We start from the raw sequence: 12,878 nt of genomic DNA, 5'->3' as shown, positions 1-12,878 counted from the left end.
CTGACGGTGGCAACCATTCAGCGGGACCACATGCTCGATGTCGATCTCACTGCTGTTCTGGATGACTTTGCCTGTGAACGGACTGATTCAGCGGCCCGAAACCACTCTGCAACGACGTTCATCTGCAAGCCGGACCTTGGTCGTGGATTGTGCAATCAATGCCTCAGTACGGCTGTCTTGACAATCTCCATCGGCGTCTTCCCAACCTTGCCCGAACGCAGACCGTTCGTAGCTTTGTAACTTGCCTTTCTGCTCTTGGACCTGTTGAACCGAGGCCAAAGAGACACCATCCGGAAGTTTACCGCCTGAATCCAGGCAGGCATCAACAGAGTCGTAGGGTTGATATTTCTTGATTCGCTCATACCAACTTCCTTGCGGTGGATGGCAAAGGCCGCTGCTCGACTTTTTATATTGGAAGCATGAGCCGGAGCACTGATAAGACCTGCTACCACAAAAACGAAGAGGGGGAGGATTCTTAAAGCGCAAACCATGATGTGTAAAGGCTCTCTCAAGTGTAAACTTACGGAAGGCTGCACACGTATGGTCCCTCGCAGCCTTACACTCCATGGACGATGCTTCACTCCTAGGAAGCGACAACGATTGACCGAAGGTCGGTGTTTCCAGTTTGCAGCCCAAAGAGACTGAGAAGTTTATTGACCATTTTCGATTGCAGCAAGCTGACGTAGGCCTCAGAGTAGAGCAGGCGACGCCTGCTTGGCTGCGTACTATCTTTAACGTGATTTGGACGGGAAAGATCGACTATCCATGGCTATTAGCTTTTATGAAAAAGGGGAGCTGACCTCTGGCTTCCACGGTTGGCGAGTTGTTGCCACCATCCGAGGCAAACGCTATCAGAAGTATTTCTCTCTTAAGAGGCCGAACAACAGAATTACTCAAGAACTCTGGTACCAGTATCAAGAGACCAGGGCCAAGTACTATGAGGCCCGTTACATGGCCCGCTCCGCAGCACTTCAATATCTGGATTTCATTGGAAAAGACCATCCCTCAACCCTCCCCTGTCGCGGTGTTGGCTTCCAGGGCATCACGCTTGGCATCGGAAGCGGGAAAAGTGCTGCACAGGAAACCTGCTATTTCTCCGTAAACAAACGAGGAGCTGCTAACAAATTCTACATAGATGAGCGGGCATCTCTATCTCAGGCCTGGGAGCATGCCGTAAAACATTGGGGAGAAGTGTTCAATATCCGACCCAAAGACATAGCTAAAAAGCTCGAACAGGTTCCCAGTCCTGATCAGTTCAAATCGCTTCGAAAACAACTGAACAATCACGAGGGCTGCGACTATCAAGCCAGCGTCCTCCATCATGTTTACGCCGAACAACGTAGCCAGCTGGAAAAACATAAGGCTAAGGCAACCACCAGAGGAACGCTCAACGAGGATGATCTTCTGGCAATGTACGCGAACCTAGAGCGCCAGGTGTCAGAGTTTCGGAATTAGATCTATTCAGTGTCTTGGCCGAAGGACCGGCCCAGCGCGTCCGGTTTAGACGAAAAAACCCTGACCATTGGCTGTCGTCCTTCCACGACGCCAACAATTCTGTCATGTCCGATGAAAGCCCCTACCATGTAGACACCGGGGCCAAGCCGTTTGTAGGGCTCAAGAATCATCGTTCGCCAAGCTTCGATATCCAATAGAACCGACTTTAACTCTAGAACTAATCGTAGAATCCTGCGGTCCGCCACGCCGAGCCAATGAGAAAGCTCAATATTATCTTCTGTAACGATGCCGACGGTTTCCATTGACGCAAACGCTTGAAGGGTGGCGTAGTCATATTGTGTCGGCGACGAAACTCCGTCCTCAGCTCGCTAATCCCGTTCACGTGGATTTCCAACTAGTAAGGTCAGAAGGCAAATACCGTAACCTTTCCAAAGGCAATGCGGACAGTAACCGATGCTCATTGAGAGTGATGGAACACCTCTGACCCAAAACTGAATATTCGAACATTATTCTGATAATCCTGATTGACTAGGTCAAGATTGGGTCGATCAAAGGGTGCGAATTGTCACAAGCGGGGGTGGTGCCAAGTCTCTCCTTGGCGCGTCACACCACTGGGCAGGTGTCGCGTTTGCCTAGCATCCGTGCCGGCGTTGAGTCCCGGTCGTCCTGACCAGCTGACTCGGCCCCAACCCTATCATTGTCAATGCAGGATTCGTGTGAGATATATCTTAAAGCTGCGTAGGATCCTGAATTGGGCGTGGCGGCGACTGTCCGACCAGGGATGAGGAGGATTAACAATCAACCTGTTTCGCAAGGTAGGCTCTACCGACCTTCTTTGCATATCGAGTCTAATCTACCGACATATGCCTGAAGTCGTTAATTGAGAAAGACTCAGAAACAAGTTTAAACAATGAATCAGCCAACTGGTCATGCCGCTATAGCGTGGTCGGAAATTGACACAACAAATTATCCTGTGGTCGCAAAGCGAACATTCGAAGTGGTGCCCAGAGCGCCATCTTCCAGCCGTAAAAGGCCAGGGATTTCGTTGAGACCGAAACCCAGCTACTGCGCCGTTTTCACAAACTTCAGCCTATCAAACTCGCCAGTTACTACGCGTCTGTTAAGTAAAAGTATTTGAAGGCTTCTCGATCACTCTACCTTTAGATTTTGCTGGTATTGCAGCATTTGCTCCATCATCAGCTGCATTTGATCCATGCGCTCCTGCATCATCTGAATTTGTTGCTCGTTAGACAGACTACCACCATTCTTTGATTTACCGCCGCCGTTCATCATGTGCTGACCTCCCATCATGCCGTTTTGTCCACGCATCATGCCGGGGCCCATCATACCGTGATGCATAAAACCCATTTGCTCTTGCATCGCCTCCCTGTGTTCTCGCATCAATCGTTGCCGTTCTTGCGGTGAAGCTTCATCAGGAATGCGTTGCATCAGCTGGTTCATGTGAGACCAGTTCTGGTGCATCTGTTGCATTTGCTCCTGATCCATCATCATGCCAGGACCATGCCCTTGCCATGAGCCTTGATCACCATGCGCTAGCACGAATGCAGGAAAAACCAACAACGCAGCGGTTGCTGTAAGTCCTTTAAATGAAATCATAAAGTTTACCCTCGAAATAAAATTAGACGTCCACATCATCGCACTTATCATTGTAGATCTTTATCCAGACAAACGCCGATTTTGACGACTACTAGTGTAGATTAGTTATTGACCCTGTAGTGGCTACAGGGTTTTAAATTGCATCATTTGTACGAAAACCGGAGCCGAGAAAATGAGCAAACCCTGCAATGGGCAGTGTGGTAGTGAAGACTCTGTCGTAGATGACAAGTTTCAGGGACGCGCCACCGCCGAAACAGGTAGCCAGCTAAGCACCTACAAAATACCAAAAATGGATTGTCCCTCGGAAGAGCGAATGATTCGAATGGCACTGACTGGCGTTGAAAACATTCAGTCGCTGTCATTCGATTTATCGGGTCGTACATTGGAAATTATCCACCATGGAGAAACCGGTCCTATTACCAGCAAACTGGAAAACCTGGGCCTGGGTGCTTCCTTGCAGCGGACAGAAGACGCCAGCGCTGAATCCGTCAGAGCGGCTGAATCTTCTAAGGCCAACGAAAGCGAAGAATCCGGCACTTTATGGATACTGCTGGCAATCAACGGCCTGATGTTTCTGGTCGAGATGACGATGGGCCTGATCGCCCAGTCCGCTGGCCTGATTGCAGACTCGCTAGACATGCTTGCCGATGCCGCCGTCTACGGTCTCGCACTTTACGCCGTTGGGCACGGCATCAAAATGCAGGTCAGAGCGGCCCATGTGGCAGGCATCCTCCAGCTTATCCTTGCCGTCGGTGTACTGGTTGAGGTTGGCAGGCGTTTTCTGTTCGGCAGTGATCCCCAGTCGTCAATGATGATGACCGTCGCCTCTGTTGCTCTCGTTGCCAACATCAGCTGCCTTCTTCTGATCGCAAAACACCGTGAAGGCGGTGCTCACATGAAAGCCAGCTGGATCTTTTCGGCCAACGACGTGGTCATCAATCTGGGGGTTATCCTTGCAGGGCTTCTTGTTGCCTGGACCGGCTCCAACTACCCGGATCTGGTTATTGGCGGTATTGTGGGAGGCATTGTACTCATTGGTGCCAAGCGAATTCTTGCGCTAAAAGGATAATTCGATGTCTGAAGACCGTTCTCGCTTTTTTACGCTCACCTTTCTCGGCTTTTCGGCACTTATAGCACTGGCCGACCAGCTTATTAAATGGCTCGTCCAGCAATCCATGGCTTACGGGCAATCGGTTGAGATCACTCCTTTCTTTAATTGGGTGCACGTATGGAATAAAGGCGCTGCCTTCAGTCTCTTTGCCGATGGCGATGGCTGGCAGCGATATTTTTTTATTGCGATAGCCATTGTCGTCTCGGCTGTTCTGGTCAAATTGATTCGGGACAGCCATAAGCGAACCGAAGCCCTGGCCTATGCGATGGTACTTGGCGGTGCATTCGGAAATGTCATCGACCGAGTTTTTCGAGGCTATGTTGTCGATTACCTGGATTTTCATTGGCAATCCTGGCACTGGCCGGCATTCAATATTGCCGACGCCTTCATAGTCCTGGGCGTGATCATGATTTTTGTCACGGGCTTCAGGGCCGAAAAAGTGTGGGAAACAACATGGAAAATCGCCAGAATGGCTAGTTTGCGCGATGTCGCCAACGCATAACCCTCTTAGTCAGGCTTAGCGAGTATTGCGACTACATTTAGTTGAACAGTAACCGAACAAGGAGAAAATAATGGGCCACGAGCATGCTCACATGTCGCCGGATACCAAGGACAAGCGAGTTGCAGTAGCCATCTGGGCGAATGGCGTCCTGACTGTCGCCCAGATCGCGGGCGGGATCTTCGCTGGCAGCCTGGCGCTGATCGCCGACGCTATACATAACTTTTCAGACATGGCATCGCTGGTTATCGCTTTTGCCGCCCGGAAAATTGCACGCCGCCCGGCCGACTCAAAGATGACCTTTGGCTATGGGAGAATTGAGATCGTTGCGGCACTCATAAACTACACCACCTTGATCATGATAGGCCTTTACCTGATCTACGAAGGTACCATGCGATTCATTGAGCCGACGGAAATCAAGGGATGGTGGGTAATCTGGCTTGGCATTGTCGCACTGGTAGTGGACGCGCTGACCGCGCTGCTGACCTACTCGATGCAGAAGGGCAGCGTTAATATTCGTGCGTTGTTTTTACACAACTTGTCTGATGCGTTTGCCTCAATAGCAGTCGTTATAGGCGGTGCCCTGATTCTGCTCTACGACATGCGCTGGGTTGATCCAGCGATCACAATTGGTATCGCCAGCTACATTCTCTACCTGGGCCTGACGGAAATCGGCGGAACCATCCGAACACTCATGCTGGGCAGTCCTGTGGATATCGACACAGATTCGGTCATTGAGGCTGTATCAAACGTAGAGGGCGTTATCGACCTTCACCACGTACATTTCTGGCAGATGGGTGAGCATGATGCCTCCCTTGACGCCCATGTGGTGGTCGAGATAAGTGCATGGAATGAACTTGAGAAAGTCAAGGACAAGATAAAACGAACTTTGGAAAACGAGTTCAGCATCACTCATTCAACATTGGAGTTTGAACATCCTGATCACAGTCACAAAGATGCCCATACTTATGGCCATGGCTAGCAGGGCTGCTGAAATGGGTGCCGTGTGGCAGATATGCTGCGAATGGCCGACATGCCTCACGGTTACGAGCACGCCATGCGAGACGTAATTGAACGCCATCAGGTCTGGGCCTACCTCATCGCGGTTATCCTCGGTCTTGTTGTCGGTTGGACAGGATCTCTCGGCGACAATGTGCCGGAATACCTGATCTGGGCCTTGCTTGGGGTTTTGCTCTACGCCACGTTTACTCAAACACCGTTGACTCACCTGTCTGATGTGTTCCGGGATCGTCGGTTCATGAGTGCCTTGCTCACCGGCAACTTCCTGGTGATGCCAGCGATCACTGCCTTGCTGGTGTTGGCACTGCCGGATAATGACGCGCTGAAGCTGGGTGTGCTTCTGGTATTGCTGATGCCCTGTACCGACTGGTTTGTCACCTTCACTCACCTAGGCAAGGGGGACAGCACCCGAGCCATTGCGGCAACACCGGTTCTGCTGATTGCTCAACTGGGTCTTCTTCCACTTTACCTCTGGCTTTTCATGGGTAATCAGTTCGACGTGAATCTTGAGCTTGGGCGGCACCTCCTGCCGGCCTTTGGCGGGCTGATTATTGTCCCGCTTATCCTGGCATTTCTGACTGAAAAATGGGCCGAAAACTCCAGAAAAGCCATCGGGTTCATTCGCTTCATGGGTCTGATGCCGGTCCCTCTGCTGACAGTCGTACTGTTCATCATCTCAATGACACAGGTCAGCCAGATCGACAGTACCGGCTCACTTATCTGGCCCTTGATGATTCTGTTTCCGGCCTATCTTCTAGCTGCGGCTCTGGTTGGAAAGGCTCTGCGCCGGGTCTTTCGATTACCGGTAGAAACCGGTCGCACCGTCATCTTCAGCCTAGGAACACGCAACTCCTTCGTGGTTTTACCTTTGGCACTGTCAATGCCAGAGGCCTGGGCTGTGGCCGTCGTGGTGATTGTCGTCCAGTCTTTGTTGGAACTGTTTGGAATGATGCTTTATCTGCGGTGGGTGCCTAGTCGGCTGCTACCGGACACCTGAATAATCTGAAACCCGTAAACTCATTTAAAATAGGAAGATCTCCCGTGCAAACCCGAACCCTGGTCATCAGTCTCCTTCTTTTTTGTCTGGTTGTCTTTGCTGGTGCTTTTGTTATTTACGATCGCTCCCAGGGCACTAATGAACCCGCCGTTGTTGAAAAAACGCCACTGGTGAGGGATTACTCTCCCGTTATTGGCCCTGAGGACGCGCCGGTAACCATTGTCGAGTTCTTCGACCCATCCTGCGAAGGTTGTCGCGCCATGCATCCCTATGTGAAACAGATTCAGGCTGCCTACCCGGACAACGTGCGTCTGGTACTGCGCTACGTATTGTTTCACAAAGGCTCGGAAGAGGCCGTCAGAATCCTGGAAACCGCCCGTGAACAGGGGGTCTATGAGCCGGTACTGGACGCTGTTATGGAAGCACAACCGAAATGGCACGATGATCCAAAGGTCGCCGCAGCATGGGATGCGGCGGAGTCAGCCGGACTTGATGTCGAAGCCGCTCGGGCCGGTATGAACTCACCCGAGATTGACGGCATTATTCAACAGGATGCTGCGGACGTTAAGGCGGTTGGAATTTCCGGAACCCCAACATTCTACGTTAACGGAGACATCTTGAGCCGCCTGGGGCCTCAGGAACTGTACGACCTGGTGACATCCAAGGTAGAGTCACTGGAATAACAACAAAACCGGCAACGCTATGTCACTGCTTGACTACCTTCTACCCTACGATTTCTCGCCGCTGACCGTGCTGAGCTACATGCTCGTGATGGGGTTCTATGGCGTCGGGCTAATTCGGATGCCGGATCAGGATCGGCCTGGCTCGCTACGGATTTTTGCGTTCACCCTGGGGGTGCTGATCTGTTATGCGGTGATGCAGACGCGCTTCGATTACTACGCGCAATACATGTTCTTCGTCCATCGGGGCCAGCATCTGATTCTTCATCACATCGGGCCTATCCTTATCGCCCTGTCCAACCCTTTACCGGTCATGCGGTTCTGGTTTGAAAAAATCCGCCCGGGCTGGAGGCGCGCGCTACGGCCTCTGGGTTGGGTTTATCAGGTTCTGCAACAGCCCTTTATCGCCCTTTTCCTATTTGTTGGGCTCATTTATTTCTGGCTGTGGCCATCGATCCATTTCGACGCCATGCTCAGCCGGGAGCTGTACTGGGTCATGAACTGGAGCATGTTGCTGGATGGTCTTCTCTTCTGGTGGTTGATCTTTGACCCAAGACCGCCGGCGATCACCTCATCGTTGGGGTATGGCAGACGCATGTTGGTTCTGGCTGCCGCGGGTGTGCTTCAGATGTTTCTTGGGGCGTGGATCGTGTTCTCACGTGACATGGTCTATGACGTTTACGAAGTCTGTGGCAGGGCCTGGCCGCTGGATCCAGAAGTCGACCAGCTTCTGGGCGGCATGCTGACCTATATTCCTCCGGCCATGATGAGCATTCTTGGCATTCTTCTGATGCTCCGGCGAGCCATGCATCAGGACGGAAAATATACCAACCAATCCAAACAACTTGAGGAAACAGCGTCATGAGAACTCGCTTCTGGCGACAGCGCACCAACATCATATCGGCGACCTTAACGCTGATAGCATCCCTATTGCTGACTGGTTGCTTTGGCAATGACGAGGAAGACTGGAACGGTAAAAACATCAGTGGCTTGATGCCTGAGCTGGAATTCGACCTGATCAATAGCCAGGGCAAGTCTGTATCTGGCGATGATTACAGTGGCCGCGTGAGAATGCTGTTTTTCGGGTTCACCTCGTGCCCCGATGTTTGCCCGACCGCCCTGCAAAAACTCAATCAGGTAACCAGTGGCCTGGACCCCGAGCTTCAGGATGAAGTACTCACTTTGTTCGTGAGTGTCGATCCGAAACGTGACACGCCCGAGCGCCTCGCAAAATACGTGGATTTCTTCGGTGACAATATTGTAGGGCTCACTGGAAAAGAACCCCAGCTTCGTGAACTGGCAAAACGATATAGGACAACCTTCGGTTATGACGAACCTGACGCTGATGGAAATTATGCGGTGTCACACAGCAGCGCGATTTATGTATTTGATCGCGAAGGTAACCCTCGCCTTTTAATGCGGCCCGATTTGAGCGGGGAAGAAATTCGGCATGACCTCGCTGCTCTTATTCAGGAGGATGCCTGAGTTAACGAAGCTTGCCATTGGAAAGTAATGCTTAGCTGCTGCGGAATACGGCAGCAGCCCGTGACTCAAGATTTGATTGTCGGATGCTTATGTTCATCTTTTGCCGGGCTTCACATATCCAGTTTTTTTGGCCTTTGGAAAGCTGGGGGCAGGTCAATCGGGGTAAACATCGGCTTAGCCCATTATCGCTAACTCTATACCGGAATTAGTTGGCACCTGAAAGTTGCTCCATCAACCATGATGAATCAAAGGCCAATGACGAGCTTGGAACCTTCGGGGGGGAGAAGGAAGGCCTGACTCGAATGTTCGCTTTTGTTTATAAGCTGACAATCAGATATCGCAGCCCTCCGCCTTTTCGAGAATCATGTCAGCAGCCTTTTCGGCAATGGCAATCGTAGGCGCGTTGGTATTGCCGCTAATCAGCCGTGGCATGATGGACGCGTCCACCACACGGAGGCCTTCGAGTCCGTGCACCCTGAGTTGTGGGTCCACGACCGCCATCCTGTCAGTTCCCATTTTGCAGGTGCCCACCGGGTGGTATACCAGGCCCACCTTTTCCTTCACCTTTTCGATGATCTGCTCATCGGACTGGCGATCTGCACCCGGGTGGAGTTCCTCACCCCGATAATCGTCAAAGGCCTTCGCCGCGAGAATCCGGCGGGCCTGGCGGATACCATCGACCATGGCTTTGCAGTCATCGGGATCGGCAAAGAAGTTGTAGTCGATTTCCGGCGCCGCAAACGGATCGGCCGACGTTATGGTTACGTTGCCTGAGCTCTTCGGCCGCAGCACACAGACATGCACTGAATAACCGGGGTTGGACATGAGTTTCAGGTCCCGACCGCTATCATCAAACAGCAGCGGCAGCATGTGGAGCTGAACATCCGGGCGATTAACGCTGTCACTGGATTTGATAAAACCGCCAGCCTCGGTGATGGATTTAGCGAGCTTGCCCCGTTTACTGAGGAAGTATCGGATGGTATCCGGGAGCATTTTCAGCAGGCCACCGAACGAGGCAGTGAAGCCACTGTTCTTCCTGCTTGAGACCAGGACGCAGGCGTCCACATGCTCCTGAAGATTCTTACCCACTCCCGGTAATTCGTGCAGGCACCGAATACCCAGGTTTTCCAGGATGTCGCGGTCTCCGATGCCGGAAAGCTGAAGCAACTGGGGCGAGTTGATCGCTCCACCGCTTAGAATGATTTCCCGGTTTGCCCGCAACACCCGATCTCTGCCCTTGTGGCGGAGCTCTACCGCAACAGACCGTTTGCCCTCGAACACCACTTTTTTCGCCTGTGCGTCGGTGAATACAGTCAGGTTCTGGCGAGTCATGGCCGGCTTCAAATAGGCGTCGGCGGCACCGAATCGACGGCCATTCTTGATGTTCAGGTGGAAATAGCCCACGCCTTCCTGGTTGGCGCCGTTAAAATCGCTGTTGCAGGGAAAACCGGCCTGCCGTGCCGCATCTACGAAAGCTTCGGACATCGGGTACTCCGCTGTTTCCGGTGCACTGATGTGAAGGTTGCCACCTTTGCCGTGATAAGGGGTTCCGGAAAGCGTCTCGTGGTGTTCCGATTTTATGAAGTAAGGCAACATCTCCCGATAGCCCCAGCCTTCATTACCGAGTGCCTCCCACTCGTCGTAGTCCTCTTTCTGACCGCGCACGTAGAGCATGCCGTTTATTGACGAACTACCACCAAGCCCTTTTCCCCTGGGGGTAAACAAGGGCTCACCATCTCGCAGTTTCTGGTCGGGCCTGGCGTTGAATGCCCAGTTGTACTTCTTGAGAAACATGTGGGCGGCAAAGGCGCCCGGCGTCCGGATCGTGAACGAATCCCCACCCGGCCCCGCCTCCAGTATGCAGACCGAGTATCTGCCATCGGCTGAAAGCCGATCCGCCAGTACGCTACCGGCAGAGCCGGCACCGACCACGATGTAATCAAAATTCTCGTTCACGGTTTTTCCCCCACCGGTTCAATGATGGAGAAGTTTGCTGGTGGTTTTTCCAGCATTTGCAGCAGGCCAAAGAAGGCATCCACTGCCCCCTCGACCTGGATCTCGCCAGACTCCACCGCCTCCGGGAAGCTGGTTTTTTGAAGAAGGATATTATCCAGTACCGCTCGGTGCATACTCACACTGGCGTGGGCACGCTCGTCCAGCTCCCCCGACCGATGGGTCAGCGTGGCGTTCTGAAGGTTCAGCCGATAATCCTCACCCTGGTCGGTAATAGACCAGTTGATCACCAGATGCTCTCCGGCGGCTTTTTCCGGGTCAATCCTTACTGCCATCGAATCAAAAAACATACTGATTTGCAGTGCCTGCATCAGGTCTGGCTGCAGCCCCACATGTTTCGGTGTAATCACGCCGTGGCGCAATTCGTGCGCACCAACGAGGTAGGCGCTACGCCAGGTGCCCGCCTCGGCCTGGTAACCAAGCTGCTCCAGAGCGTCCGCGCCCAGTTCGCGCGCTTCACGGTTTTCAGGGTTGGCATACACGAGATCTCGCATCACTGATGCAACCCAGCGATAGTCGCCGTCCGCAAAATCTTCGCGGGCCTTTCGGAGCACTTCTGCCTCACCGCCCATGTAGTCGATGGTGCGTCTCGATTCTTCACGAGGTGGCAAAGGGTTAAGGTTGGCGGGATTGGCGTCATACCAACCCATGTAGCGCTGATATACACCGCGGGCATTGTGGCTGACGGTTCCGTAATAACCGCGCGCTGACCATTCCTGGTTCAGGCTTTCAGGTAACTGCAGGTTTTCAGCAATATCGCCTGGCAACATGCCACGGTTCATCATACGAACCGTCTGATCATGGATATACTTGTACAGGTCCCTTTGAACTTCCAGAAAATGCGTGATGTCTTCCGGGTTCCAGATCGGCCAGTGATGCTGGGCCACCTGAATGTCCGTGCGATCAGCGAAGCGAACCAGTACCTTGTCGATAAACCTGGACCAGGAACTGGCGTCGCGAATGGCGGCTCCGCGGATGGTGTAGATGTTATGCAGGTGCTGACTTGTGATCTCGGCGGTGTTGAGCACACGGAACTGAGGGAAATACATCATCATCTCAGATTCGGCTTCGGTGCCGTGCGCCATCTGGAAGTCAATCTCGATACCATCGATGGTCAGGTTGGCGTTGTCAGGCACGGTATCGGTGGGAGCAATAAGGCTGAGCCCACCGCTACCCAGTGCCTTGCCAAGCCCGGTGTCGACATGACCTCTCACGCCCGGAGTCAAACCAGCGCCGAACTGGTAGGTGGCGCGACGGGTCATGGCGTTGCCGGCAATCACATTCTCTGCAATTGCATGCTCCATAAACCCCTCTGGAGCATAGATCCGGACCTTCCCGGCTCGAACATCCTCCTCATTAACGACACCCTTCACACCCCCGAAATGATCCGCATGGTTGTGTGTGTAAAGCACTGCCACCACGGGCTTTCTGCTTCGATGCTGGTAATAGAGTTCCAGACCGGCGCGCGCCGTCGCGGGAGTCAGAAGGGGGTCGATGATGATCAGGCCGCTGTCACCCTCAATGATGGTCATATTGGACAGATCCATGTTGCGGACCTGGTACATGCCTTCGACCACTTCGAACAGCCCATGGATCGCATTCAGTTGCGCCATGCGCCACAGGCTTGGATTGACTGAATCCGGAGCGGCATCGGCCTGCAGGAAGGCGTAGGGCGCCATGTCCCAGGCCACGTGACCTTCATTATCCAGCACCCTGCCATCAGGCAACGCACCCAAGAAGCCACGGCGAGCGTCCTCAAACGAACGGGTATCGGAAAACGGCAGCTCATTCAGTACCGCCTGGTTTAACTGTGCCGTCACGTCCGTTGCCGGCTTGGAGGTTTCGGCCTGAGCGATCATCGGGAACAGTAAACCGGCACCGAACGCTGTCAGCATGGCCTTCTTGAATAGGGGTAGCATGCGGAATCTCCTCTTTTTGGCGGCACCTGGGTTTTGTTGGTTTCGAATCGTGCGCCACGTAACTGCAGTTTGAAGCGAGGTG

12 protein-coding genes are annotated in these 12,878 nt (G+C 53.0%); 8 read left to right on the top strand and 4 right to left on the bottom strand.

The annotated features are described in order from the left end of the window. The first annotated feature begins 765 nt into the window (after positions 1-765). Positions 766-1,455 (top strand): hypothetical protein, encoded by a 690-nt coding sequence (locus AC13DD_RS08790; protein WP_053113969.1) that lies wholly within the window; start codon positions 766-768, stop codon positions 1,453-1,455. 2 nt (positions 1,456-1,457) lie between these two features. Here AC13DD_RS08790 and AC13DD_RS08785 read toward each other — a convergent pair whose 3' ends face one another. Continuing rightward, positions 1,458-1,757 carry a hypothetical protein gene (locus AC13DD_RS08785; protein WP_008169415.1) on the bottom strand — a complete coding sequence of 100 codons (300 nt, stop codon included), beginning with the start codon at positions 1,755-1,757 and terminating at the stop codon, positions 1,458-1,460. A gap of 847 nt (positions 1,758-2,604) precedes the next feature. Continuing rightward, positions 2,605-3,072: a hypothetical protein gene (locus AC13DD_RS08780; RefSeq protein WP_041343552.1), complete on the bottom strand. Its 468-nt coding sequence runs from the start codon at positions 3,070-3,072 to the stop codon at positions 2,605-2,607. 172 nt (positions 3,073-3,244) lie between these two features. On the opposite strand from AC13DD_RS08780, the gene AC13DD_RS08775 reads away from it, so the two are divergent. From AC13DD_RS08775 to AC13DD_RS08745, 7 genes are all read left to right on the top strand, one after another. Further along, positions 3,245-4,141, top strand: a complete 897-nt coding sequence (locus tag AC13DD_RS08775) for a cation efflux transmembrane domain-containing protein (RefSeq protein WP_482931064.1) — start codon at positions 3,245-3,247, stop codon at positions 4,139-4,141. 4 nt (positions 4,142-4,145) lie between these two features. Next, positions 4,146-4,685 (top strand): signal peptidase II, encoded by a 540-nt coding sequence (gene lspA / locus AC13DD_RS08770; protein WP_482931063.1) that lies wholly within the window; start codon positions 4,146-4,148, stop codon positions 4,683-4,685. Between the two features lie 70 nt (positions 4,686-4,755). Continuing rightward, positions 4,756-5,664, top strand: coding sequence for a cation diffusion facilitator family transporter (locus AC13DD_RS08765; RefSeq protein ID WP_008175827.1), 909 nt, complete (start codon positions 4,756-4,758; stop codon positions 5,662-5,664). 33 nt (positions 5,665-5,697) lie between these two features. After that, positions 5,698-6,699: an arsenic resistance protein gene (locus AC13DD_RS08760; RefSeq protein ID WP_227507881.1), complete on the top strand. Its 1,002-nt coding sequence runs from the start codon at positions 5,698-5,700 to the stop codon at positions 6,697-6,699. A gap of 44 nt (positions 6,700-6,743) precedes the next feature. Continuing rightward, a complete protein-coding gene (locus AC13DD_RS08755) occupies positions 6,744-7,382 on the top strand; it encodes a DsbA family protein (protein WP_482931062.1) in 639 nt (212 codons plus the stop codon). A gap of 19 nt (positions 7,383-7,401) precedes the next feature. Then, positions 7,402-8,244, top strand: a complete 843-nt coding sequence (locus AC13DD_RS08750; protein WP_144779533.1) for a cytochrome c oxidase assembly protein — start codon at positions 7,402-7,404, stop codon at positions 8,242-8,244. Further along, positions 8,241-8,864, top strand: a complete 624-nt coding sequence (locus AC13DD_RS08745) for an SCO family protein (protein ID WP_023010649.1) — start codon at positions 8,241-8,243, stop codon at positions 8,862-8,864. The genes AC13DD_RS08750 and AC13DD_RS08745 overlap by 4 nt, the downstream gene beginning before the upstream one ends. Positions 8,865-9,194: 330 nt before the next feature. On the opposite strand, the gene AC13DD_RS08740 is transcribed toward AC13DD_RS08745, so the two are convergent. Both AC13DD_RS08740 and AC13DD_RS08735 read right to left on the bottom strand, forming a co-directional pair. Further along, complete coding sequence (locus AC13DD_RS08740; RefSeq protein ID WP_273073015.1) at positions 9,195-10,820, bottom strand: GMC family oxidoreductase; 1,626 nt, start codon at positions 10,818-10,820, stop codon at positions 9,195-9,197. Beyond that, complete coding sequence (locus AC13DD_RS08735; protein WP_482931061.1) at positions 10,817-12,796, bottom strand: alkyl/aryl-sulfatase; 1,980 nt, start codon at positions 12,794-12,796, stop codon at positions 10,817-10,819. Before AC13DD_RS08735 ends, AC13DD_RS08740 begins: the two co-directional genes overlap by 4 nt. Between the last annotated feature and the right edge of the window lie 82 nt (positions 12,797-12,878).

This window comes from Marinobacter sp. L-13 (genome assembly GCF_056857715.1).
The sequence above is the reverse complement of the archived record's forward strand: the minus strand, read 5'-3'. Positions and strand labels throughout refer to the sequence as shown.